Consider the following 23470-nt stretch of genomic DNA (forward strand, 5'->3'; position numbering starts at 1 on the left):
CCTAGAATAGTCATGATTTACATAGAAAAATTATACAGCGCAAAGCGGAGTGGCCTTCTTCGGATCAGTGTCGTATAAGTCAAATGTCTCACCCGTCACAAATCCTTTAGAAGCCAATGTCTGCTGCACAGACATTCTTGCCAGCTCCTTCATGTTGTTGTCCTGGCTCAAATGCGCCAGGTAAATACGAGACGTCTCATCGCCAATGACATCCGTCATCGCCAAGGCAGCATCTTCATTTGACACGTGCCCGACGTCACTTAAAATCCGCCGCTTAATGCTCCATGGGTATCTTCCCATTTGCAGCATACCGACATCGTGATTGCTTTCAAACACAAACACATTCGCTGAACGGATAATGCCTTTCATTCGGTCGCTGACATATCCCGTATCTGTCATTAACGCGAGCTTTCGGCCGTTATAATGGAACACATAAAACATCGGTTCGGCCGCATCGTGGGAGACGCCAAACGATTCAACATCAAGTCCGCCGAACGACTTTACCGTCTCCATCGGAAATACAAACTTTTGATCGGTGTCAATTTTGCCGATTTGATTCTCCATCGCTTTCCAAGTCTTCTCGTTCGCATAGATCGGAAGCTTGTACTTTCTGGCGACGACACCAAGGCCCTTAATATGGTCACTATGCTCATGCGTCACAAAAATGCCGTCTACATCATCCAGCTTACGCCCGATCTGCGCCATCAGCCCATCCATGGCTTTCCCGCTCAAACCGGCGTCCACTAAAAATGCGTGATCCTCTGTTTCGAGGTAAAACGCATTTCCCGTACTCCCGCTCGCAAGTACGCTAAATTGCAAGCTCATGTTTGTCTCACTCCATTATTTTCATTGATCTGTATCTAAAATCGTACTCTCCAAAGCATTCACAGTAAAATACTCTTGTACTGTCTTTTTCTCACCGTTCACTTTTTTCTCGTACTCGACCGTAATTCTCCATACCGGCGCCAGCACCTGCGTACTTGTCAGCGGATATTGTGCTACATAGCCGAATTTACAGCTCTTCACAGTGCTGTATTCTTTTAATTGATTTTGATAGTACAATAGCTCAACCGCATCCATTTCAGTAATTAAGCTTTCTTTCTGGATTTGCTTGAAGGTCTCAAGCGTAGTCTGGTCGTATGACACAACCTCGTTTTTACCGTTTAAGTGCAGCACCACTTGCCCGATCATATTAGAGGGATTATCGGTCTTTTGGTAAATATAATGGCCTTCGTACGTTTGGAAGAAAATAATTTCTTTCTTCGATTTATTAACCTTCCAAAGCTTATATTTTTCGCCATCTTGAATCTTTGAAGAAACAAGTGCCTGGGCATCGTCCTCGATATCCTTCTTAGATAGGGCGATGGGATTTGCAAACTTCATTTTCAGGCTCGTTACTTTATGATCATCACTAGGCATGTCCATCAAAGGCTTTTGATCCTTCAGCGCCTCAATTTCCTCCTTGGTGAAGGATTTTTGATTTGCTGTGATCCGATAGCCTTCTGTTGCTTCCTTATTCAAGCCTTCATACGTGATATGATCGGCCTTCATGTCATGCTCGACATCATTTTTAATGACTTCATATTCTTTGCCGGTAGCCTGCCATTTTTGAAAAAACTGATAGCCTAAGAAAATATCTAAAATGAGGAAGGCAACGATGAAGATTGATTTTGTCTTATTCCACTCCACTGTTAGCCCCCTCCTTCCTCAATAAATCCTTTGTAATCGGCACAATTTTTCCATTTACTTTCATCGCCCAAACCGGTTCCAGTTCAACGAGAGGATCATCGTTGGTTGATGTTGATACCAATTGATAAGCAAGGAAGATCTGATCAATTTTGTCCGTATCATAAGCGGTTTGTTTCGAAAGCAGCATCCTCACTTCGCTGCCGCTCATGAGCTCTGTTTCACTTGTTTTAATCGGATTCGTTCCGAGACTGTAATTCGGCCGCTTATAGCTGAGAATATCATCATTCGCCCATTGCACCGTAATCGCCGATGTCGCTCCGAAAGGTTTGGCGATGCTGTTAATGACCGGGATCTGATCCATAAAGATATAGAAGCTCAGCTGCTGGCTGTCATTGATACTGAAAAATTGATAGTGATCCGTCCAGCTTCCGGTATCCTCAAGGTATTTTTGGCTCTTTTTAATTAATTCTCCCGTTTGATAGGATGTGCTCTGCACCAAATTGCGCTGCTGGAATTGCACCTGGCGCTGGCTAAGATTCACATCTAAACGGCTGATCCCATCTGTCAGCACATTTCTGTTGTTGTAATTCGAATCTTCTCTTACGATGCTCGGATCACTAAACAAAGCCTGCTTAAAGGTATTTGTTTTAATCGATTCTGTGACAAATTCTTTTTTGTCCATCGTAAGCGGTTTGTTCGGCAGCAAGAACTCTTTCTTTGAGCCAATGGAGAACAAACTGAACGCCGGCATATTTGATTGCCTGTTTTTCAAGTCGTTCATAATGTTCCGGTAGTTTGCTGATTCAACCGTCACTTCAAGAATGAGCTGCTTGCTGTAAGACACCAAATAGATTTTCTTGTTCGCTTTTGTTTCATTGAACGGGATCAGAATATGATCAAACGAACTGTATTCAAACGACTGATTAGACCATTTAAACAGCGTTTGGAAAATATCAATCGGAATCGTATCGCTGAATTGCAAGTCAAGCTTGGCTTCAGAACCGCCTATTCCATAAAACCAGCTCTTGAATCCAGACTTGTCATACTGATCCGAAATATCTTTAATTCCTTTTACATCCCAATGCGGCAAGTCAGACCAGATTTCTTCATAGAGGGCATTGTCATCCACTTTGTAATGAGCGCCGTCATCATGGATAAACATGTCCCTCGGCCTTACCGTTTCAGACAGCTTTTGGGTCGTTTTTTCGATTTTGTGTTTCTCACGCACAGTAGACTCTGTTGAGGATGAGCCTTCAGAAAAGTTTGGCTGGAACGTCCATATCCCCCATGTAAAAACAAGACTGATGACGACGAGTACCGTAAGTAATATCGTTTTTATATTTTCACGCTTCATCCCAATCATCCTCTTGTTCCTCTTTATATGGAAGAGTAAATGTAATCGTCGTGCCTTTTCCTTCTATGCTGTCCGCCCAAATATCTCCGCCGTGCGCCTGTACCATTTCCTTGGCAATCGCCAATCCCAGACCGGTGCCGCCAAGCTTTCTCGTTCTCGCTTTATCCACCCTATAGAAGCGGTCAAATACTTTTTCGACATCTTTTTTCGGAATGCCGATCCCTTCATCCTTCACGCTGATATAGAGAAGTTCTTCCTCTTCATTGACATCAATCGAGAACGTGACATGTCCGCCTTCCGGTGAATATTTTAAAGCGTTAGAAATAATATTATCGAGCACCTGCGTTATTTTATCCTGGTCAATCTCGACGTACAGATCTCTGTCCGGCAGATTGCGGATAAACTCCACATGCTGCTCTTTTGTCATTTCAAAACGGTCAATAATAAGCGACATAAACCGGACAATCTGAATCCATTCCCGGTTAAATTGATAATCCTTACTGTCAAATTTCGACAGCTGAAGCAGATCATTGACAAGCCGGATCATACGCTCTGTTTCATTTTGCGTCACCATTAAGAAGCGCGGAGCAATGTCTTTATTTTCCCACGCGCCTTCGGCTAACGCTTCTAAATAGCTGCGCATTGTCGTAAGCGGCGTCCGCAGCTCATGTGATACATTCGCAACGAATTCTCTGCGTTCCTGATCCATTTTCTCTTGTTCGGTTACATCGTAAATGACAGCGATTAAACCATCAATTTTGCCGTGTTCCCTTTGAATCACAGAGAAATTCACGCGAAGCACCGTTAATTCATCATCGCGCTCAATTTCAAGCAGCATAGAATCCTGCTGCTCCACTAAATCTTCAAAAGTATAATTCTCTTGAAGCCCCAGCAAACTCGTAATCGGCATTTCTAAGGCTGTTTCACGTGAAACGTTCAACAGTTCCAGCGCCGGGCTGTTTAAGAGAATAATCGCTCCGTTTCGGTTTGTGGCGATAACGCCGTCTGTCATATAAGCAATGACAGAGGCTAGCTTTCTGCGTTCTCCTTCAGTCATCGCCTGGGCATCTTCAAGCTCTCTCGTTAAGTGGTTAAACGTTGTGGCTAGCTGCCCAATTTCATCATGCCCGTACTTTTTAACCTTCCTCGAGAAATTCCCTTTCGCAAGCTCCATCGCCTGCTTTCGCATATCTGAAAGCGGGTGGGTAATGGTTCTTGCCAGAAAAATACCGAGAAGAGCCGTCAAAACAAGTGCCAAACCTGTGCCGGACGCCAGTATCGTGTTGATCGTCTTCATTTGATTAAAGACATCTTCCATACTCGCGACAACATAGATCGCGCCCACAACCTCTTGGTTTTCAGTCATGACGGGCTTCGCGGAAATAAGAACTCTGATTTTGCTTTTCGGGTCATAATATTTTCTTAAATACGACTGTTTGGTAGAAAAAATTCTTTTGAAAATCAGATCGGTCGTTTGTTTCCCTGCCACTTCCTCACCATACGGCTTTGAAGAACCGACCACTTCATAGCTTTTATCTACAAAGCTAATTTCCCGAACCTCATCACTTTTCGTGAAGTCATTCAAAATACGGCTGACGTCATCCTTTATGACGGTACTGTCGTTATCGCTCTTATATTCTTGTTCGATATAATAAGAAAGGTTGTCGATTCGCTGATTCAGCGATTGTTCATAAGAGCTGATCAGCGACTTCTCTACCTGATTGACAAAATACACACCAATGATTTGCATGGCAATGATAATCAAAAGCACATAAATCAAGGTAATCTTAAATTGGATCGACCGAAAAAAACCAACCTTATTCATATGGGCATTAGTCCTGTTCTGGGTTTCTCAAGTAATAACCTACACCGCGGCGTGTGACGATCCAATTTGGATGGCTCGGGTTGTCCTCGATTTTTTCACGAAGCCGGCGGACTGTTACGTCAACCGTTCTGACATCGCCGAAGTAATCATAGCCCCAAACGGTTTGAAGCAAATGTTCACGGGTCATCACTTGTCCGATATGTTTTGCTAAATAATGAAGCAATTCGAACTCACGATGAGTCAATTCGATTGTTTCGTCTCGTTTTGAAACAACGTACGCGTCAGGGAAGATGACGAGAGAGCCGATATGAATCTCGTTAGAGGAAGGCTCTTCCTCCGCAGGCGCTGTCGTCAGCTGGCGACGCAGGTTCGCTTTTACACGCGCCAAGAGCTCGCGTGTGCTGAATGGTTTTGTGACATAGTCATCGGCACCGATTTCAAGCCCGATAACCTTGTCAATTTCTGAATCCTTAGCCGTCAGCATAATGATTGGCATATCGTATTTCTTTCTGACTTCGCGGCATACTTCAACGCCGTCTTTATTCGGGAGCATAATATCTAAAAGAATTAAATCAGGCTGAAGCTCTTCTACCATTTCAACGGCTTCGTTTCCGTCGTGGGCACAGTGCACTTCATAGCCTTCTTTTCTTAAGTTAAATTCCAATATATCTGCAATCGGTTTTTCATCATCTACTACAAGGATCTTTTTATCCATCATTTTGATTTTCCTCCTGCCGAATGACTTCATTTCATCTATATAACATTCGTTTCATCACTTATGGCCCATGTAAAGAATGGGTCCTTGTCTATTATAACGGTTTAAGGTCAAAAGATAAAAAAAATAAAGGTTTAGAAAAAAAACACATGTTTCACCTTTATCGCCAGTTGTTTATCTATTGTCATGCTGGTCAACTTTTTTTAAAAAAGATAACTTTATTGAAACCTCCCCTCACCGGAGTGCGTCTTTATCAATGACGTCTTCTTCTTTGAACCGGCCGCAGGGCCGGTTCTCCCTTTTTCTTCTATTATAACACTCCTCATGTTTGCCTTTTTCCTAAAAGAAAAAACGCACCTACGATTGCAGATGCGTTTGGTAAGTGGCTCGGGACGGAATCGAACCGCCGACACACGGATTTTCAGTCCGTTGCTCTACCAACTGAGCTACCGAGCCAAATGTTTTATTTTTCTCTACTAAGTAAAGTAAAATGGCGGTCCGGACGGGACTCGAACCCGCGACCTCCTGCGTGACAGGCAGGCATTCTAACCAACTGAACTACCGGACCTTACAGTAATTGCCCGGAGAGCTGTCGTGTCAGCTCTCACAGACAAATAAGGAATTTAGCAATAACGCTAAAGTAAATCAATGACCCGTACGGGATTCGAACCCGTGTTACCGCCGTGAAAGGGCGGTGTCTTAACCGCTTGACCAACGGGCCTTCACGAAATGGTGAGCCATGAAGGACTCGAACCTTCGACCCTCTGATTAAAAGTCAGATGCTCTACCAACTGAGCTAATGGCTCTTAAAGATGTCGGAATTTCTATAGAGCAAACGACTTAGATCTAGTTCTTATCTCGTACTCTATTGAAGCAGTTTCCGTAACAACGAGATTTATAATATCACGAACAAATAGAAGTGGCAATAACTTTTTTGGTTTTTTTTCATATTTTTTTCTCAGACCAACTTATATGCGGCTTTCAAACAAAAACAAGCCCCTTAAATAGGGGCTTGCAGACATATTCTATTTAGTTCGCACGGTACACACTGCGAAGGACATTTGTTTGTGAGCGGTCTGGACCGACAGAGAAAATAGAAAGCGGAATGCCTGTCAGCTGAGACACACGCTCAAGATAATGGCGCGCATTTTCCGGAAGCTCGCTCAAGCTCTTCGCACCTGTAATATCCTCAGTCCAGCCTGGCATTTCTTCATATACCGGCTCACATTCAGCAAGTGCCTTAAGACTTGCTGGGAATTCTTCAATGATTTCGCCTTTGTAGCGGTACGCCACACAGATTTTCAACGTTTCAATTCCTGTTAGGACGTCAATTGAGTTCAGAGAAAGATCTGTAATTCCGCTCACACGGCGGGCGTGGCGGACAACAACGCTGTCAAACCAGCCGACACGGCGCGGGCGGCCTGTTGTTGTTCCATATTCGCGTCCGACTTCACGGATTTGATCGCCGATTTCATCTTTCAGCTCAGTCGGGAAAGGACCGTCGCCGACACGAGTCGTATATGCTTTTGATACACCGACAACGTGCTTGATTTTGGTCGGGCCGACACCAGAACCGATCGTGACACCGCCGGCAACCGGGTTAGATGACGTAACAAACGGGTATGTTCCTTGGTCGATATCGAGCATAACCCCTTGTGCGCCTTCAAATAATACACGGCGCCCTTCATCAAGAGCATCGTTTAAGACAACAGATGTATCGCAAACATATTTTTTAATCTGCTGGCCGTACTCATAATATTCGTCTAAGATATCCTCAAGTTTAAACCCTTCTGTCTCGTACATTTTCTCGAGAAGACGGTTTTTTTCTTCAAGATTGCGCTCAAGCTTTTCTGCAAACGCGTCACGGTCTAACAGATCCGCGATGCGAATTCCGATGCGGGCTGCTTTATCCATGTAAGCAGGGCCGATTCCTTTTTTCGTTGTGCCGATCTTGTTAGCCCCTTTACGCTCTTCTTCCACTTCATCCAATTTCAAATGATACGGCAGAATGACGTGAGCTCTGTTGCTGATTCTCAGGTTATCTGTACTCACGTTGCGCTCATGAAGATACGCAAGCTCTGTGACTAATGCTTTCGGATCTACAACCATTCCGTTTCCGATTACACACGTTTTATCCTTATAGAAAATTCCAGACGGGATTAAGTGAAGCTTATATGTGATTCCGTCAAACTTGATTGTATGCCCTGCGTTATTTCCGCCTTGATAACGGGCGATCACTTCTGCATTTTCTGATAGGAAATCTGTAATTTTACCTTTTCCTTCATCGCCCCATTGCGTACCTACTACAACTACTGAAGACATGTCCGTGCACCTCCGTTAACCTTTCAAAACGATTCTATTCAAACAAATCAAGTTTATCAGTGAAGAAACAGAAAGTCAATTGTAAATCCGAACATTAAATTATTGTAAATCTATATTCGTTCGCTTCCATTCGTTTTATAAGCGTTTTCTCACGGTTTTGTCATAAAAAGCTTGCGAAACTTTCATCCTTTAGCATAAGAAAGAATCACTTGCCTGATATCCCTTTTGAATTCATAAAAACGACCCGCCAGCCGTCCGGGTCCTCTATCGTCACGCCCCCATTGCTCCAGTACGGGTTCTCTGATTCGACCTCTTGATAGCCCATGTGCTTTAGCTTTGAAGTGATCGCTGCCAGTTCATCTGCATTCGGCACATAAAAAACAAGAAGGCTGTCGGGATGGGGAACGGGGGCAGTGCTTCCCCCTTCATACTGGGTGAATTCCAAATGATAATCGGCATGAGGAAGGCCGAACATGACACCGTCATACCCGTTATGCTTTGAAAACTCTCCTATTCGTTTCAAACACAGTCCCTCTTCGTAAAAACGAATAATCTCATCAAGCTGGCCCGTAGGACGCGCAATTCGGATTTGTGCTGCTTGAAAAGACGAAAAACGTTTTCCCATATTGTTACCATCTCCTTTTTGCACCATTTTATTAAAACGCTTTCAAATTTTCATCCGCTGAGCGAACGGTATTTCTTCCATCTTTCGAATGAAAAAAACCCCAAGAGCAGCTCTTGGGGCTTATGCGCCGGGCGGAACGCCTGCGTCATCAAAACGCCGTTCCAGGTTGACGAATTTGTTGTATTCTTTTACGAACGCAAGAGACACGGTTCCTACCGGGCCGTTACGCTGTTTGGCGATAATAATTTCGATAATATTTTTATTCTCGGTTTCTTTGTCATAGTAGTCATCACGATAAAGGAACGCGACAATATCCGCGTCCTGCTCGATACTTCCTGATTCCCGGATATCAGACATCATCGGACGTTTATCCTGACGCTGCTCAACACCCCTGGAAAGCTGAGAAAGCGCGATAACAGGGACTTGCAGCTCCCTCGCAATCGACTTCAGTTCACGGGAAATTTCAGATACTTCCTGCTGACGGTTGTCCTTTGAACGACCGCTTCCCTGAATCAATTGCAGGTAATCGATCAAAATCATGCCCAGCCCGCTTTCCTGCTTCAAGCGGCGGCACTTGGCACGGATTTCACTCACTCGAATACCTGGTGTATCGTCGATGTAAATCCCGCTGTTCGATAGGCTTCCCATTGCCATCGTCAGCTTGCCCCAATCCTCTTCGGTCAGGTTACCTGTACGGAGATTCTGGGCATTGATATTTCCCTCGGCACAGAGCATACGCATAACGAGCTGCTCGGCACCCATCTCAAGACTGAAAATTGCTACGCTCTCATCGGTCTTTGTCGCCACGTTTTGTGCGATGTTCAGGGCAAAGGCTGTTTTCCCTACTGATGGACGGGCAGCCACAATGATCAAGTCGTTGCGCTGGAAACCCGCAGTCATCCGGTCAAGCTCCGTAAACCCTGTTGGAATTCCCGTGATATCACCTTTTCGATTATGAAGCTGTTCGATATTATCATAGGTCTGGACAAGGACGTCCTTAATATTTTGGAAGGCACTCGTGTTTTTGCGCTGTGCCACTTCCATAATCGTTTTTTCCGCTTCACTGAGCAAATCCTCGACCTCATCCTCACGGGTATACCCGTCTTGAGCAATCGTTGTCGCAGTTCTGATTAATCGGCGAAGAATCGATTTTTCCTCAACGATTTTCGCGTAATATTCTATGTTAGCCGCTGTCGGCACCGAGTTTGCGATATCTGTCAAATATGAAATGCCGCCTACTTCTTCCAGCAGGTCTGTGTTCGCAAGCTCTGATGTTACTGTCACCAGATCAACCGGTTCACCTCGGTCACCGAGCACCAGCATCGCATTATAGATTTTTTGGTGGGACATTCTATAGAAATCATCTGGAATCAATACTTCTGAAGCCAGTGTTAAAGCAGACGGCTGTAAAAAAATAGCGCCTAACACGGCTTGTTCGGCTTCTATATTTTGCGGAGGAAGCCGGTCATTCAGAAGGTCTGTCATGCTAAGCACCGTCCTCTCATTAAAAAATCTCCAACCTCCATTCTACCATTTCTACAGAAAAAAAATAGAAAAATTGTCTGTTTCCTGTTTTTTTCAGTTAGCAGATTGGATCGTTTCGGACAGTAACAAGGCGGGAAAAATGCAATAAAACATGAGGGAGGAATGAAAGATGATAAAGAAATATGCGATTACGCCTAATGTTGATGCGGACGGCTGGTTTATTGAGGTGGAGAATGTAGCGCCGACAGCTTTGTATACGTCTAAAGACGCCGCTATTGAAAAGGCCAAACAGGTGGCTAAGGAAAACAGTCCGTCTAAGCTTGTAATTTATGACCAGTTTAAAAATGTGGAAGAAGAACACTCATTTTAATGAATGAAAGCCTTCGCTGCAGCGAGGGTTTTTTAGCGGTTATCGGTTTATTTCATCCATTGGATGCCTATGTGCATCATCAAATCTGCCGCTTTTTGATACAGATCCCACTCCCCGATCGAAGCAAATTTCCCCATCAGCTCCTGAAGCTTTAGCCTCACTGCTATATATTCTTCGAAAGTGACAGCTTTTTCAGTGTCTATTTGGTGTTCCTTCAGCATTTGTTTTAATAAGGATAACGGTGCGTGCATAAGAACCCTCCTTACCTCTTTTATAACGGTCATTTTCCGATTGCTCTATTCCTTTGTGACATCTTCTTACATTTCACATCTGATTCTTGTACAATGGACAGAAGAGAGGAGGGATCTTTTGTGAGACCTTTGCAAATTTCTGCCGAAACTGCACAAAAGCTTGCAGAGTCCTTGAATCTGCCGCTTGAACAGATCATGCATATGCCTCAGCATATTCTGCTTGCCAAAATGGCTGAACTGCAAAAAGAGGACAAATCATAGCCTTCATTCACATACTTGCTTACCTGTTTCGGGATAATATCATGTATATGTTAGAAAAGAGGAGTAACTGCTTTGCCACATCCACATAATAAAAAAATCCAATCATTTTGGCTGATCACCGGCATTATCTTTATCGCCTTTAACTTACGGCCCGCGATCACTTCAGTCGGTCCGGTCATCAGCTCTATCCGGGCAGAGCTGCACATGTCCAATGGGGCAGCCGGTTTTTTGACCGCACTGCCGCTGCTTTCGTTTGCAGTTCTTTCTCCGCTTGCACCTAAGCTTGGACAGCGCCTCGGAAATGAGCGAACTTTATGGCTAGGTCTCGTGATACTGCTTATCGGTGTTTTGACTCGTTCTACCGGTTATACTGCCGCTTTGTTTTTCGGAACGGCACTTATCGGCGTCGGGATTGCGATTGGTAACGTACTTTTGCCAAGCTTAATCAAACATAAATACCCTGAAAAGCCAGGGATCATGATCAGCCTGTATACGACATCAATGAATATATTCGCAGCTTTAGCATCGGGTGTCAGCGTTCCTTTAGCGACCCAGATGAATGGCGGATGGAAACAAGCCTTTCTCTTATGGGGCGGGCTGGCTTTGCTTGCATTGCTGATCTGGATACCTCAGCTGCGCCATCGAGATACGGCAAACCAGACAATGAAGCTGCAATCCAGTTCCATTTGGGCTTCCAAAATGGCATGGTATGTCACCATCTTTATGGGCCTGCAATCGTTTTTATTTTACAGCAGCATCGCTTGGTTTCCTGAAATCCTCCGTTCACACGGGATTGACACGGCAACAGCCGGATGGATGGTATCACTCATGCAATTTGCGAGTCTGCCTTCCACTTTTCTGACACCAGTTTTAGCTGACCGTGTGAAACAGCAGCGCGGTATCGTTGCGGCGCTGGCCTCAGTTTATCTGATCGGCCTTTGCGGATTATTAGCGGGCGGAAGCCATACATTGCTTGCCATCTGGATGATCATTATCGGTATCGGACAAGGCTCCAGCATTAGTCTGGCGCTCACTTTGATTGGTCTCCGCAGTGAAAATGCCCAACAGGCCGCTGCGCTGTCAGGCATGTCTCAGTCATTCGGCTACCTGCTGGCAGCAGTCGGGCCAATCTTTGTCGGCTATCTCTTTGACCAGACGCATTCTTGGACGATGCCGATTGTGCTTCTCATTGCTGCCCTGATCGTAATGGGAGCAGCCGGACAGGAAGCCGGACGAGATCGATACATTTTCCAGTCAGAAAAACAAAGAAATTCAGCATAAAGCGGGGAAGATATCTCCGCTTTTTTCTTTGAATATTTATGGTTTATTCATAAGTTTTTCATATTTGTTTTTTACAATGAGACACCATAAAGAGGTGAAAAACGATGAAAACCAAACGATTCGACGCAGCCCTTATTCTTATTTTGCTGGCAGCAGCTTTTTTGAATACGTATCACATTTGGCAGGATGATACAGCAAACCAGTACTATTTGGCGGCTGTAAAAAGCATGACGCAAAGCTTCCATAACTTCTTTTATGCGTCATTTGACCCTTCTGGATTTGTGACAGTAGATAAGCCTCCTGTCGTGTTATGGATTCAAACGATTTTCGCACTGATTTTCGGTGTTCACACGTGGAGTGTCATCATTCCCCAGGCTCTTGCCGGAGTTGGATCTGTCTTCCTACTCTACAGAATGATCAAGCCGACTTTTGGAGTTGGAGCGGCCCGCATTGCCGCACTTGTCATGGCACTGACCCCTATCGCAGTAGCTGTCAGCCGGACAAACAATATTGATAGCATGCTCGTTTTTACCATATTGCTCGGTTCAGCTTGCCTGTTTCGGGCAGTAAAACAAGGCAAGCTGGTTTGGCTGCTGATGGCATTTGCCCTGATTGGGCTCGCCTTTAATATGAAGATGATGCAAGCGTTTATGGTATTGCCTGCATTTGTGTTATTCTACCTGGTTGCATCTCGGGTTTCTCTGAAGAAAAAAATCGGGCCCCTGCTTCTGTCTCTTGTCCTTCTGACAGGCCTTTCACTCTCATGGGCGATTGCAGTGGATTCAGCCTCTTCCTCAAGCCGGCCTTATGTAGGAAGCAGCCAGACCAACTCAGTGCTAGAACTGGCCTTTGGCTACAACGGCACAGAGCGTCTGCTTGGGCAAACTACGGGCCTGGCAAAGGGTGATATGAATGCTGCTGGCGGAGGGAACATGCAGAATCAAGACAACATGCAAGCGCCAAATGGCAACGGTTCATCTTTTTCTCAGAACGGAAATCAATCATTCGGAAACCATTCACAGGCGCCTCAGCCGCCTAACGGACAAACCGGCGCTCTCAATGGAGGCGGAGGCACACCTCCCACAGGTGGCAACGGGCCTGGAAATGGAGGGCCTGGCGGTGGAGGCGGAAAAAGCGTGAATATGTTCGGCACCGGTGATCCTGGACCGCTTCGTCTTTTCCAATCAGCACTTTCCGGCCAAATCAGCTGGATGCTTCCATTCTCATTGATCGGATTACTGGGCGCAATCGTCAGCTGGTACCGTGATCGCCGCGGACATGCTGCTGAAATGAAAGAAACACTATTCTGGGCGGCTTGGCTTGTTCCCGTGGCTGGTTTCTTCAGCATCGCAGGATTCTTCCACCAGTATTATTTGATTATGCTGGCACCGCCGATTGCCGCCCTTTCTGGTATCGGATGGTATACGATGCACCGCTTATACAAAAATAATAAAGACTGGTCCAGCTATCTTCTGCCGGCAGCCGTTCTGATCACAACCGTGTTCCAGGTGTATATTCTGAGCGCTTATACAAGCCAAATCAGCAGTGTATGGATGTATGCCCTGGGGCTCTTAGGACTGGGCATCTCCCTTGCACTTCTGATGCTTAAACGCAGCCATCCGTTCAGTAAGCAGCTGACCATCATCAGCTTGTGCGTTCTGCTTCTCACACCTGTTTACTGGTCAGCAACGCCGCTTCTATACGGTGGCAACAGCGTCCTTCCTGAATCCGGCCCGCAGCTCAAAGGCTCAGCAAACGGCGGGAACATGTTCTCTTCAGAGGTCGACAGCGGGCTCCTGTCCTATCTGAGAAAACACAATACCGGCGAAGAATATTTATTTGCTACTTTGACAACCGTAACAGCTGCGCCATACATCATTTACGAAAATGAATCTGTTATGGCAATGGGCGGATTTAACGGCACGGATCCCATTCTGACTGTGTCGGAACTGAAAAAACTGATCAAAGAAGGCAAAGTGAAATACTTCCTTCTGTCAGAAAACAACTCAGGCAACAGCGAACTTGTTTCCTGGATTAAGAAAAACGGAAAAGAAATAACATCTGACGAGTACAGCGGTTCCTCCAGCAGCACAAACAGCGTGCAGGGAATGCGAAGAGGACCTGGCGGAGAAAGCCAGCAAACTCTTTATCTCGTGGAATAAAAAAAGAGGCTTGGATGAATCCAAGCCTCTTTTCTATTAAGCTTCTTCTTTTACATGTACCTTTAACACAGCCTGCACTTCAGGATGCAGCTTCACAGGCACGTTTGTATATCCTAATGCACGAATGCCGTCCGGCAGTTCAAGCTTCCGCTTATCTACTTTAATGTTATGGTCTTTTTGGAGCTGTTCAGTGATTTGCTTGCTTGTCACTGAACCAAATAAACGGCCGCCCTCACCTGATTTTGCGCTAAGCTCAACAGTCAGTTTTTCTAATGTCTCTTTCAAGCTCTTAGCCTGCTCAAGCTCAGCAATGGCTTCTTTTTTCTCTTTCTGCTTTTGTCCGTTTAGCGCGCTGATGTTTGACGCGTTCGCTTCAACCGCGAGGCCTTTTTTAATTAGAAAGTTATGCGCATAACCGTCTGCTACGTTTTTGACTTCGCCTTTTTTTCCTTTTCCTTTTACATCTTGTAAGAAAATAACCTTCATCTCTGTACGCCTCCCTCAAAATACTCATCTATGGCGTGCTTCAGCCGTTCCAGCGCTTCAGAAACTGAAATGCCGGACAACTGAGTCGCCGCATTTGTTAAATGCCCTCCGCCTTCCAGGGCCTCCATGATGATCTGAACATTTACCTCGCCAAGCGACCGCGCACTGATACAAACCGTTTGTTCATCCCGTCTCGCCACCGCAAATGAAGCCTCAACCTCACTCATCGACAGCAGCGAATCGGCAGCCTGCGCAATCAGCACTTGATCGAAGTATTCCTCTTCATTTTCAGGAAGAGAAGCAATCGCAATGTTATCTTTATAGAGGACCGTATGCTGGATCAGCTTCGCCCGTTTAATATAGGAATCAACGGTTTCTTTCAGGAACTTCTGCACCAGCACCGTGTCGGCTCCTTTTGCCCTTAAATAAGAAGCCGCATCAAAAGTCCGCGAGCCCGTGCGGAGAGAAAAGCTCTTTGTATCCACTATTATACCAGCTAATAGGGCTGTTGCTTCAATCATATTGATTTTTAAGCGCTTCGGCTGATATTCAAGCAGCTCTGTCACCAATTCCGCTGTGGAAGAAGCGTATGGTTCCATATAAACGAGCAGCGGATCTCTGATAAACTCCTCACCTCTTCGGTGATGGTCGATGACCACGATATGTTCAATTTTATTGACCAGCCGTTCCTCCATGACGAGTGACGGCTTATGTGTATCAACGATCACAAGCAGTGTGTCATCATTGGAAATTTCCATTGCTTCTTCAGGCGTAATAAATCTTGACCACAGTTCTTCATATTTTTTGATTTCCCCAATCAAACGCTGCACACTTGATCCGATTTGATTTGGGTCAATCACGATAAAACCATCTTTGTTATTTGCCTGAGCCACCTTTAAAATCCCGATCGCTGCGCCGATAGAATCCATGTCGGGGAATTTATGCCCCATGATAATCACATTGCTGCTTTCGGTGACGATTTCCTTTAAGGCGTGAGAAATCACGCGGGCCCGCACCCTTGTTCGTTTCTCCATTGGGTTTGTTTTACCGCCGTAAAACTTCACCTTGCCGTTTGGCAGCTTAATGGCTACCTGGTCTCCGCCGCGTCCCAGTGCTAAGTCCAAGCTGGATTGCGCCAAATCGCCAAGTTCTTTCAGGGAAGAGACTGAAGCCCCGACACCGACGCTTAACGTCAGCGCTACACCGTCAAACGAGGTTTTTTCCCGCACTTCATCAAGAATCGAAAACTTCGAATTTTCGAGTTCAGTTAAGATGTGTTCATTAAGTACAGCGATAAAGCGTTCTGAAGACGTCCTTTTCAAGAAGATCCCGTACTCCTGCGCCCAAGCGTTCAGCAAAGATGTCACCTGGCTGTTCATCGTGCTTCTCGTCTGGTCATCCAATCCTTGTGTCACATCATCATAGTTATCAAGGAAAATATATGCCAGGACGGTTCTTTCGTTTTCATATAGCTTTTCAATCTGAATTTGTTCTGTTACATCAAAGAAATATAACAGACGCTCATCCCGTTTGATGACAACCCTAAACTTGCGGTCATTCAATGTAACCGTTTCCGATTCCACCTCTTGTTTGATAAGCGGCACTACCGATTCACAAGTATCGTAAAGTGATCTCCCCACTAAAGTGCTTTCATTAAAGCAAGAGGAAAGAAACGGATTTGCCCATTCTATATAATATTGGTCATTAAAAAGCATAATTCCAATCGGCATTTCCATCAATGCCTCTTCACCGACTTTTTTCAACCTGTAGGACAACGTAGAAATATAAGCATCAATCTCTTGTCGAATAAGAGAATCAGCACGCTTAATAAAAAACAAAATAACTGCCAGCAGCAGCACTTCGACGGTTCCTAATATCCAGTTAAAATAAAAGCTGATGAGGATTGTAATAATTGACAGAGCAATCAATGCATAGATGGGATACCGAAACAGCGGTTTTTCATAAAAGCTTGGCATTTCTATCACTCCCCACCATGTGAGTAAAACTCATGTTCACTTCACCTTATTCCTTATATGAAAGCCCATATCTAAAACGCCTAAAATGCGAATGGCTGCCATGAAGACCGGATGCACAAATCCAAGTATGACAGCAATCACAGCCGCAGCCTTTGGATATTGTTTCTTATGGCAATAGAAAAAGATAAATGATAAACCTTGGATGAAAATCAGAAACCCGAGTATAAACTCCCCATTTAAAGCGATAGAGTACAGCATTTGGCCTTTTTCTAAAGGCAAAAATGAAAGCATGACAATAATCAAATACAGTACTACAACACTTTGCGGAAACTTCAACTCTCTAAAAGGCTTTAGATTAGGAATATCGGGGGAGAATCGCCTTAAGAGCGGCTTAGCGATAAGGTAACTGAGGAAAGAAAAAATAACTCCTACCATCACAATAGCTGTTGGAAAAAGATATTGAACGATACCCAATTGTTCTTCCATCAGTTTTAATTGCTTCTCAAACTGTCCATCATTGCCCGACTGCTTCGCTACAGTTTCTACCATATCAAGAGATTGCCGGTATTGTGTCATCGCCTCATCAATGATATTGATACCCAAAAACTGAATGCTTATCACAAAATAGAAGACAATACTAAGCATATAAATAAGAGCGCCCGAAATAATGGCGTGCCCGGGCTCTTTCCTTTTGAAAAAATGTCCCATGGCAATGCCGGCGCAAGCTGACATAAAAGCTACAATAAGCCCGTTAAAGGACCCGACAATAAAAACAACCGGAAGACTGACAGCGCCCATCCATATCCCTAGCTTCAATCCATGTCTGATCGTATACAAGATCATTGGCAGCGGCAGTGCAAATAACAGAATTGTTCCAATCACAGGAACATAAACGACCAGAAGCGTGATGATCGCAAACAGACTGATTAAAATAGCACCTTCCATTAAAGCTCTCGTTTGTTTCACTTAGTCACCTCGTATCATCCTGAACATACGAATAGAAAAGAGCAGCATAAACGACTGCTCTTTTTCATCGCTGCAACATACGTTACACCGAATGTTTTTATATCATCTCTAAATTTTACTTTTATATTTTAACATAAGTCCAAATCGCAAGTAAAATAACGCTAATGTTTCATGTGAAACATGAAAAATGAAAAGACATTCTTTGAAAAGAATGCCCATCACAATTAATGTTTATCATCCATAAAGCCAGAAGATTCCTTGTTTTTCTTTTTCGTTTTTCTGACATACATAAAAATTAAGATCACCAGTAAAAGGGTTGTTGCTTGCAGAACGCCGCTGCTAAACAAGAAAAAGTTCTTTATCATGTCCCACATTGTGTTTCACCTCTTTGTGCATGTTCTCAACCCGTATCCTATATAAGGTGAATTTCCCTTTTTAAAAACTTCAAAACATCATGAACAACATTGAGCATTGGGCATATGCTGATATGGAATCTGATCGATAAAGGAGAATTTTCACATGGATGAACGCAGAACATTGGCTTGGCATGAAACATTAGAAATGCACGAGCTGGTTGCTTTTCAATCAAACGGACTCATTAAACTGAAGAAAATGATAAGAGAAGTAAAAGACCCTCAGCTCAGACAGCTTTATAACGTGTCTATTCAGAGCGTTGAGCAAAATTTGAGAGAGCTTCTTCCGTTCTTTCCACAGGCTCCGCACAGAGAAGATGAGGAAGAAGAACGCGCAGATAACCCATTTTACAGCGGTGACCTGCTCGGTTTTGCTAAAACATCTGTCCGCAGCTATGCCATCGCAATTACAGAAACAGCAACACCTCAATTAAGAAACGTACTGGTCAAACAGCTGAATGCTGCCATCCAGCTGCACGCCCAAGTTTATCGATACATGTATCAGCATGGATATTATCCGTCTTACAACCTTTCTGAACTGTTGAAAAACGATGTCAGAAACGCCAACAGAGCCATTTCAATGAAATAAAACAAGCAGCAAAGGAGTTTTCCCTTTGCTGCTATTTCTGCTGATCCTTCAGTAAGCCGTTCGAACGATAAGATTCCAGCACGTCTCTGTTGGATTCTCCCCATTCTTTCATTTGCAAAACAATCGGTTCAAGCGTTCGCCCGAATTCCGTCAGAGAGTACTCAACCTTGGGCGGCACCTGTTGATAAACCTCCCGATGCACGATGCCGTCCGCTTCCAGCTCCCTCAGCTGAAGAGTAAGCATTCTTTGAGTAATACTCGGGCAGATTCGCCGAAACTCATTAAATCGTTTCTTGCCATCTATCATGTGATAAAAAAGAATTCCTTTCCACTTTCCGCCAATGACATCTAGAGTAAATTCAACTGGACAGCCTTCTTTGTTCGGGTATATATTCTTTTTTCCACTCATTCTTGACCCTCCAATAGTACCTTTTTTGATACTACATTACATTTTGCAACTAAGCTACCCAGTATTTTACACACCTTTTCTCCTTAGCTCAAAGAAAATGCTTCTTATTCACATCAATTTTTAAGGGTTTGCATGATTACACCTGCAGCAAGACGTGTTAAACTATATAAAGATTACACTACTTAAAAAAAGGATAGGAGCTATCATGGAAAAGATACTTATTTTCGGACACCAAAACCCAGACACAGATACGATTTGTTCTGCGATTGCTTATGCTGATTTGAAAAACAAACTCGGCTTCAATGCTGAGCCTGTCCGTCTCGGACAAGTCAACGGCGAAACACAATACGCGCTTGACTATTTCAAACAAGAAAGCCCGCGCTTTGTTGAAACAGCTGCAAACGAAGTAAACGCCGTTATCCTGGTTGACCATAACGAACGCCAGCAAAGCATCAAAGACATTGAAGAGGTTCAGGTTTTAGAGGTTATCGACCATCACCGCATCGCTAACTTTGAAACAGCTGAGCCGCTTTACTATCGTGCTGAGCCTGTAGGCTGTACGGCTACCATCTTAAACAAAATGTACAAAGAGAATAACGTGAAAATCGAGAAAGAAATTGCCGGCCTTATGCTGTCTGCGATCATTTCTGATTCCCTGTTATTTAAATCTCCAACTTGCACAGACCAAGACGTAGCGGCAGCAAAAGAGCTTGCGGAGATCGCTGGCGTAGATGCTGAAGAATACGGCTTGAACATGCTGAAAGCAGGCGCTGATCTAAGCAAAAAAACAGTGGAAGAGCTCATTTCTCTTGATGCGAAAGAATTTACACTCGGCAGCAAAAAAGTCGAAATCGCACAAGTAAACACAGTGGATATTGAAGATGTAAAAAAACGCCAAGCTGAATTAGAAGCTGTGATCTCAAAAGTTGTGGCTGAGAAGAATCTTGATCTGTTCCTTCTCGTTATCACAGATATCTTAGAAAATGATTCACTTGCTCTTGCAATCGGTAACGAAGCAGCGAAAGTGGAAAAAGCGTTCAACGTTACATTAGAAAACAACACAGCCCTCTTAAAAGGCGTTGTGTCCCGTAAAAAACAAGTCGTTCCTGTCTTAACAGACGCAATGGCTGAATAAGCAAAAAGCATCCCGCGTCGGGATGCTTTTTCTTATTCACCCAGCTTCTCAATTTGTCCCATCACATCAGTAATTTGCTTTGCGTTTTGGACCAGGTCTGACTGCTCCAATTCTTTAAGCGATACCTTGCCTTCCTCGGCTTGTTTCAACACCTCTTCAGCGCTTTTCTGCAAGGTTTCGTTATGCTCCTGAATGGTTTGATGAATCTCCGCTGCGGCATCAGGCGGCGTTAATTCATTAAAATCAGCGGCATCCTTCTGAATCGACTCAAGCTGCGCTTCAAGTTTTTCTTTCGCCTCGGTGTCATTTACAGCTTTCTCAGCCAATTCAGGCGCTTCCTCTGCAAATGTCTTCACCTTCTCCACATACCCCGCTGCTTCACTCGTATAGTTCAATCCGTCGTTCACCTGATCAAGCATGCCGCATCCGCCTGCACTCAAAAGTCCCACTCCGGCAAGTATTGTCAAAATGATCTTCATCTTCAGCCCCCTCATCGTTTCTTTTTCATTTTTTCTTTTAAGATCGGAATCAATTTCTCTTTCGCTAACGGCAACCCTTTCCTCACCAATTCACGCTTCAGCCACTTTTTCAGCTTAGACATTCTGATGCTCCTCTCCCTTTTTGGTAAAAATGAAAAAACTCCACCAATTTGGTGAAGTTCCTGAAACAAAAAGACCTTCACCAAATCAGATTTGGCAAAGGTCTCGCTAACAAATGAGATTGCCAGCAAAGCCGAGGACAACTTGTCCCGTAATGACGACTTTACTGTGAAAGCTACTCCCCTTTGGAGTGTTCATTTTTATTACTTTCATTCTAAAGCACCGATCTGTTCCAGTCAAATTCCTGCCGTTTATATAAAAGCGCGCTGTGGTATTTAAAATTTGAATGGTTTTTCCATCAGGAGATCATGCTATGACAGAGGAGGTTTTCATCATGAGTCAAGAGCGCGTGAAACGGCCTGGGCATACCAGATGGTACATATCTTCGTTACTTAGCGGCATTATTATTCTTAATTATTTTGACCGAGTGGCCATCTCGGTAGCGGCCCCTGCGATACAAGATTCGTTTCACCTTACTGCAACTGAACTCGGCATCGTGTTTTCCATTTACACCTATTCCTATACACTGATGCAGCTGCCTGTCGGAAGTTTGCTGGACCGTTTTGGGGTCGCATGGGTCACGAGGGTTGGAATGACAATATGGAGCTTTTTAACGATTCTTCTTGCTTTTTTGCAAGGAAAATTGCTGTTGTATCTGTTCCGGTTTCTCATTGGGCTGACGAGCGCCTCTGCGTTCCCTGCTGCCTCTAAGGCAACCGCTCTCTGGTTTCCTCCAAGTGAGCGGGGATTGGCAAACTCACTGTTCGATTCGGCCGCCAAGTTTTCAAATGTAATCGGCGCGCCATTGGTCGCGTTTCTTGTCACAACATTTGACTGGCGCGTCGCTTTTTTGACGATTGGATGCATCAATGTACTGTTTACGATCTTTTTCTGGCAGTATTATGAACAGCCTGAACGGCACAAACGCATTTCTAAAAGTGAACTAAACTATATTCAAAAACACAATGCCATTACAACAGAGCAAATCCCTTACAAAACGGGCCCGCTTTTAAAAAAGCTTTTCACCAATCGGAAAGTATGGGGCTTAATGATCGGATTTACAGGGTACGGGTATACATTCAACCTGCTGCTCACCTGGCTTCCGACTTTCTTTAAACATACATACGGTATGGATCTCATGTCGTCCGGTTTATTTACAGCAGTGCCGTGGCTGATCTCAACCATTTCCGGAATTGCCGTCGGCGGCTGGCTCGTCGATTATTTTATTAAGAAAGGCTACTCTAACACCAAGGTGTACCGAACCGTAATCATAGTCGGAATGAGCTTTGGCTTTTTCTTTTTAGGCTCCATTCTGACGAACAATATTACCGTAGCGATTATTTGCATTTCCATCGGACTCGCCGGAATTTCCGCAACCGCTCCGGTCGGCTGGTCCATCTCCGCAGAACTCGCGCCGATCGGTTCCGTATCCATGCTGAGCTCCATGGTGAATCTCGCAAACAACCTGTTCGGAGGCATTATTGCTGCGTCACTGACAGGGTATTTGTTTGATGTGACAGGCTCCTTTACCCTCAGCTTTCTGGTAGCTGGTTTCGTGCTGTTGCTGGGATTGGTTTTTTATGTGTTTGTATTAGGGGATGTAAAACGAATTAAACTGGAATGAAGAGTGCTTGCTGAAAAGCACTCTTTTCTTTGAATCCGCCAGGTGTTATTTTCTTTCTCCCACATTCACTAGGCTGTCTTCGGACGAAAACACCACCATTTTATCCTTGACTCCAACCAAAGGTAAGGCCTCATAGTGAAAGAAGAAAGGAGGAGTCGGATGGTGAAATTAACAGTAAAAGAACTATCCAATATTGCGAATGTCACAATCAAAACGCTTTATCATTACCACAAAATCGGCTTGCTAGCCCCAAAGGAAATAAGCGAAGCCGGATATCGGTACTATGGTGCTGACGAACTAAAAAGACTGCAGGAAATCCTTTTTTACAAAGAATTAGATATTCCTTTGTCAGAAATCAAAAGATTATTAAATGAGGATGCTGAAAGAACAAGTACATTAGAAAAACAAAAAAAGCTGTTTGAAAAGAAAATTGAAAAGTATCAGCGTCTCATTCAAACAGTCAACACATCTTTAGAATACACGAGAAAAGGCGAAAACATGGATCATAAGGTAATGTTTAAAGGATTTGAAAGCGCTGAAGAATGGAAACAATCTTTAGCAGAACAAAATGGGTATTTAAAAGAGCGTTACGATTTTGAATTGGATACACATACAATCAATGTCGATGAAATGAACAAAATGGCAATAGAGGCTAAACATTTTCTTGATAGGATGGCTGATTTTTTAAGAAATGGTGTAACGTATCATGACCCTTCCGTGCAAGAGCATGTCATGAATCATCTTAAGTTCCTAAATCAGAACGGGCATCCGACAAGTAAAGAAGATTACGTAAAACAAACACGTTTTTTTATGCAAGATGATTTCCATAGAGGAATGTTAGAAGAGCAGCAAACCGGTTTATCTTATTATTTGGTTGTCGTTGCAGAACACCTGTAGTGTTTTGTCACCCTTTATAGGGTGACAGCCATCAGG

The 23470-nt window shown here is 44.2% G+C and carries 23 protein-coding genes and 4 tRNA genes; 8 read left to right on the forward strand and 19 right to left on the reverse strand.

Annotation, left to right across the window (positions count from 1 at the left end; all coding sequences use genetic code 11):
- Nucleotides 1-30 precede the first annotated feature (30 nt).
- The 12 genes from MKX38_RS20650 to dnaB all read right to left on the reverse strand — a co-directional run bounded on the left by MKX38_RS20650 (nucleotide 31) and on the right by dnaB (nucleotide 10015).
- On the reverse strand, nucleotides 31-825 hold the full coding sequence (locus tag MKX38_RS20650) for an MBL fold metallo-hydrolase (RefSeq protein WP_003226939.1): 795 nt from the start codon (nucleotides 823-825) through the stop codon (nucleotides 31-33).
- A 21-nt stretch (nucleotides 826-846) separates the two neighbouring features.
- Complete coding sequence (gene walI / locus MKX38_RS20655; RefSeq protein WP_015250811.1) at nucleotides 847-1689, reverse strand: WalRK two-component regulatory system regulator WalI; 843 nt, start codon at nucleotides 1687-1689, stop codon at nucleotides 847-849.
- Nucleotides 1676-3043, reverse strand: a complete 1368-nt coding sequence (gene walH, locus MKX38_RS20660; RefSeq protein WP_217019889.1) for a WalRK two-component regulatory system regulator WalH — start codon at nucleotides 3041-3043, stop codon at nucleotides 1676-1678. The genes walI and walH overlap by 14 nt, the downstream gene beginning before the upstream one ends.
- Entirely contained in the window at nucleotides 3033-4868 is a 1836-nt protein-coding gene (gene walK / locus MKX38_RS20665; RefSeq protein WP_009968432.1) for a cell wall metabolism sensor histidine kinase WalK, read from the reverse strand. Before walK ends, walH begins: the two co-directional genes overlap by 11 nt.
- Before the next feature lie 7 nt (nucleotides 4869-4875).
- Nucleotides 4876-5583 (reverse strand): cell wall metabolism DNA-binding response regulator WalR, encoded by a 708-nt coding sequence (gene walR, locus MKX38_RS20670; RefSeq protein ID WP_003244363.1) that lies wholly within the window; start codon nucleotides 5581-5583, stop codon nucleotides 4876-4878.
- Nucleotides 5584-5966: 383 nt separating this feature from the next.
- Nucleotides 5967-6039, reverse strand: a tRNA-Phe gene (locus MKX38_RS20675).
- A gap of 35 nt (nucleotides 6040-6074) precedes the next feature.
- Nucleotides 6075-6151 (reverse strand) — tRNA-Asp (locus MKX38_RS20680).
- Between the two features lie 81 nt (nucleotides 6152-6232).
- Nucleotides 6233-6304 (reverse strand) — tRNA-Glu (locus MKX38_RS20685).
- Nucleotides 6305-6313: 9 nt separating this feature from the next.
- A tRNA-Lys gene (locus tag MKX38_RS20690) sits at nucleotides 6314-6389 on the reverse strand.
- A gap of 223 nt (nucleotides 6390-6612) precedes the next feature.
- A complete protein-coding gene (purA, locus tag MKX38_RS20695; RefSeq protein ID WP_003226929.1) occupies nucleotides 6613-7905 on the reverse strand; it encodes an adenylosuccinate synthase in 1293 nt (430 codons plus the stop codon).
- 205 nt (nucleotides 7906-8110) lie between these two features.
- On the reverse strand, nucleotides 8111-8530 hold the full coding sequence (locus tag MKX38_RS20700) for a VOC family protein (RefSeq protein ID WP_110109550.1): 420 nt from the start codon (nucleotides 8528-8530) through the stop codon (nucleotides 8111-8113).
- A 120-nt stretch (nucleotides 8531-8650) separates the two neighbouring features.
- Nucleotides 8651-10015 (reverse strand): replicative DNA helicase, encoded by a 1365-nt coding sequence (dnaB, locus tag MKX38_RS20705; RefSeq protein ID WP_003226923.1) that lies wholly within the window; start codon nucleotides 10013-10015, stop codon nucleotides 8651-8653.
- 169 nt (nucleotides 10016-10184) lie between these two features.
- Between dnaB and MKX38_RS20710 the strand changes: the two genes are divergently transcribed.
- Nucleotides 10185-10385 carry a DUF2188 domain-containing protein gene (locus MKX38_RS20710; RefSeq protein WP_003226922.1) on the forward strand — a complete coding sequence of 67 codons (201 nt, stop codon included), beginning with the start codon at nucleotides 10185-10187 and terminating at the stop codon, nucleotides 10383-10385.
- 47 nt (nucleotides 10386-10432) lie between these two features.
- Here the strand turns inward: MKX38_RS20710 and MKX38_RS20715 are convergent, their stop codons facing one another.
- Nucleotides 10433-10636, reverse strand: a complete 204-nt coding sequence (locus MKX38_RS20715; protein WP_015250806.1) for a hypothetical protein — start codon at nucleotides 10634-10636, stop codon at nucleotides 10433-10435.
- A gap of 120 nt (nucleotides 10637-10756) precedes the next feature.
- On the opposite strand from MKX38_RS20715, the gene MKX38_RS20720 reads away from it, so the two are divergent.
- From MKX38_RS20720 to MKX38_RS20730, 3 genes are all read left to right on the forward strand, one after another.
- Nucleotides 10757-10897 carry a YycC family protein gene (locus tag MKX38_RS20720; RefSeq protein WP_003242786.1) on the forward strand — a complete coding sequence of 47 codons (141 nt, stop codon included), beginning with the start codon at nucleotides 10757-10759 and terminating at the stop codon, nucleotides 10895-10897.
- 72 nt (nucleotides 10898-10969) lie between these two features.
- Nucleotides 10970-12178, forward strand: a complete 1209-nt coding sequence (locus MKX38_RS20725) for a CynX/NimT family MFS transporter (protein WP_042976949.1) — start codon at nucleotides 10970-10972, stop codon at nucleotides 12176-12178.
- Nucleotides 12179-12282: 104 nt separating this feature from the next.
- Nucleotides 12283-14340, forward strand: a complete 2058-nt coding sequence (locus MKX38_RS20730) for a glycosyltransferase family 39 protein (protein ID WP_144484372.1) — start codon at nucleotides 12283-12285, stop codon at nucleotides 14338-14340.
- 36 nt (nucleotides 14341-14376) lie between these two features.
- Here MKX38_RS20730 and rplI read toward each other — a convergent pair whose 3' ends face one another.
- From rplI to MKX38_RS20750, 4 genes are all read right to left on the reverse strand, one after another.
- Nucleotides 14377-14826, reverse strand: a complete 450-nt coding sequence (gene rplI / locus MKX38_RS20735; protein WP_003226915.1) for a 50S ribosomal protein L9 — start codon at nucleotides 14824-14826, stop codon at nucleotides 14377-14379.
- Nucleotides 14823-16802: a cyclic-di-AMP phosphodiesterase GdpP gene (gdpP, locus tag MKX38_RS20740; protein WP_003242517.1), complete on the reverse strand. Its 1980-nt coding sequence runs from the start codon at nucleotides 16800-16802 to the stop codon at nucleotides 14823-14825. The genes rplI and gdpP overlap by 4 nt, the downstream gene beginning before the upstream one ends.
- A 36-nt stretch (nucleotides 16803-16838) precedes the next feature.
- Nucleotides 16839-17768: a YybS family protein gene (locus MKX38_RS20745; RefSeq protein ID WP_339188231.1), complete on the reverse strand. Its 930-nt coding sequence runs from the start codon at nucleotides 17766-17768 to the stop codon at nucleotides 16839-16841.
- Nucleotides 17769-17992: 224 nt separating this feature from the next.
- A complete protein-coding gene (locus tag MKX38_RS20750) occupies nucleotides 17993-18142 on the reverse strand; it encodes a hypothetical protein (RefSeq protein WP_003226909.1) in 150 nt (49 codons plus the stop codon).
- A 145-nt stretch (nucleotides 18143-18287) separates the two neighbouring features.
- Between MKX38_RS20750 and cotF the strand changes: the two genes are divergently transcribed.
- On the forward strand, nucleotides 18288-18770 hold the full coding sequence (cotF, locus tag MKX38_RS20755; RefSeq protein WP_003226906.1) for a spore coat protein CotF: 483 nt from the start codon (nucleotides 18288-18290) through the stop codon (nucleotides 18768-18770).
- Nucleotides 18771-18801: 31 nt separating this feature from the next.
- Here the strand turns inward: cotF and hypR are convergent, their stop codons facing one another.
- Nucleotides 18802-19179, reverse strand: coding sequence for a transcriptional regulator HypR (hypR, locus tag MKX38_RS20760; protein ID WP_014478546.1), 378 nt, complete (start codon nucleotides 19177-19179; stop codon nucleotides 18802-18804).
- 205 nt (nucleotides 19180-19384) lie between these two features.
- Here hypR and MKX38_RS20765 point away from each other — a divergent pair, with 205 nt between their 5' ends.
- A complete protein-coding gene (locus tag MKX38_RS20765; RefSeq protein ID WP_167560862.1) occupies nucleotides 19385-20314 on the forward strand; it encodes a manganese-dependent inorganic pyrophosphatase in 930 nt (309 codons plus the stop codon).
- 32 nt (nucleotides 20315-20346) lie between these two features.
- Here MKX38_RS20765 and MKX38_RS20770 read toward each other — a convergent pair whose 3' ends face one another.
- On the reverse strand, nucleotides 20347-20793 hold the full coding sequence (locus MKX38_RS20770; RefSeq protein WP_015715059.1) for a DUF6376 family protein: 447 nt from the start codon (nucleotides 20791-20793) through the stop codon (nucleotides 20347-20349).
- A 433-nt stretch (nucleotides 20794-21226) separates the two neighbouring features.
- Between MKX38_RS20770 and MKX38_RS20775 the strand changes: the two genes are divergently transcribed.
- The gene (locus MKX38_RS20775) at nucleotides 21227-22537 is read left to right on the forward strand and encodes an MFS transporter (RefSeq protein ID WP_042976958.1); all 1311 of its coding nucleotides are present in this window, start codon (nucleotides 21227-21229) and stop codon (nucleotides 22535-22537) included.
- A 159-nt stretch (nucleotides 22538-22696) separates the two neighbouring features.
- Nucleotides 22697-23434, forward strand: a complete 738-nt coding sequence (locus tag MKX38_RS20780; protein WP_021481086.1) for a MerR family transcriptional regulator — start codon at nucleotides 22697-22699, stop codon at nucleotides 23432-23434.
- Nucleotides 23435-23470: the final 36 nt, after the last annotated feature.

It is taken from the genome of Bacillus sp. FSL M8-0025, assembly GCF_037975475.1.
In the GTDB taxonomy this organism is placed as follows: Bacteria; Bacillota; Bacilli; order Bacillales; family Bacillaceae; genus Bacillus; species Bacillus subtilis.

Excerpts from the sequence above, each read along its gene's own strand:
- MKX38_RS20650 (WP_003226939.1), bottom strand. The coding sequence starts at position 825 with ATGAGCTTGCAATTTAGCGTACTTGCGAGCGGGAGTACGGGAAATGCG.
- walH (WP_217019889.1), bottom strand. The coding sequence starts at position 3,043 with ATGAAGCGTGAAAATATAAAAACGATATTACTTACGGTACTCGTCGTC.
- walK (WP_009968432.1), bottom strand. The coding sequence starts at position 4,868 with ATGAATAAGGTTGGTTTTTTTCGGTCGATCCAATTTAAGATTACCTTG.
- walR (WP_003244363.1), bottom strand. The coding sequence starts at position 5,583 with ATGGATAAAAAGATCCTTGTAGTAGATGATGAAAAACCGATTGCAGAT.
- purA (WP_003226929.1), bottom strand. The coding sequence starts at position 7,905 with ATGTCTTCAGTAGTTGTAGTAGGTACGCAATGGGGCGATGAAGGAAAA.
- MKX38_RS20700 (WP_110109550.1), bottom strand. The coding sequence starts at position 8,530 with ATGGGAAAACGTTTTTCGTCTTTTCAAGCAGCACAAATCCGAATTGCG.
- dnaB (WP_003226923.1), bottom strand. The coding sequence starts at position 10,015 with ATGACAGACCTTCTGAATGACCGGCTTCCTCCGCAAAATATAGAAGCC.
- MKX38_RS20710 (WP_003226922.1), top strand. The coding sequence starts at position 10,185 with ATGATAAAGAAATATGCGATTACGCCTAATGTTGATGCGGACGGCTGG.
- MKX38_RS20715 (WP_015250806.1), bottom strand. The coding sequence starts at position 10,636 with ATGCACGCACCGTTATCCTTATTAAAACAAATGCTGAAGGAACACCAA.
- MKX38_RS20730 (WP_144484372.1), top strand. The coding sequence starts at position 12,283 with ATGAAAACCAAACGATTCGACGCAGCCCTTATTCTTATTTTGCTGGCA.
- rplI (WP_003226915.1), bottom strand. The coding sequence starts at position 14,826 with ATGAAGGTTATTTTCTTACAAGATGTAAAAGGAAAAGGAAAAAAAGGC.
- gdpP (WP_003242517.1), bottom strand. The coding sequence starts at position 16,802 with ATGCCAAGCTTTTATGAAAAACCGCTGTTTCGGTATCCCATCTATGCA.
- MKX38_RS20750 (WP_003226909.1), bottom strand. The coding sequence starts at position 18,142 with ATGTGGGACATGATAAAGAACTTTTTCTTGTTTAGCAGCGGCGTTCTG.
- cotF (WP_003226906.1), top strand. The coding sequence starts at position 18,288 with ATGGATGAACGCAGAACATTGGCTTGGCATGAAACATTAGAAATGCAC.
- hypR (WP_014478546.1), bottom strand. The coding sequence starts at position 19,179 with ATGAGTGGAAAAAAGAATATATACCCGAACAAAGAAGGCTGTCCAGTT.
- MKX38_RS20765 (WP_167560862.1), top strand. The coding sequence starts at position 19,385 with ATGGAAAAGATACTTATTTTCGGACACCAAAACCCAGACACAGATACG.
- MKX38_RS20770 (WP_015715059.1), bottom strand. The coding sequence starts at position 20,793 with ATGAAGATCATTTTGACAATACTTGCCGGAGTGGGACTTTTGAGTGCA.
- MKX38_RS20775 (WP_042976958.1), top strand. The coding sequence starts at position 21,227 with ATGACAGAGGAGGTTTTCATCATGAGTCAAGAGCGCGTGAAACGGCCT.
- MKX38_RS20780 (WP_021481086.1), top strand. The coding sequence starts at position 22,697 with ATGGTGAAATTAACAGTAAAAGAACTATCCAATATTGCGAATGTCACA.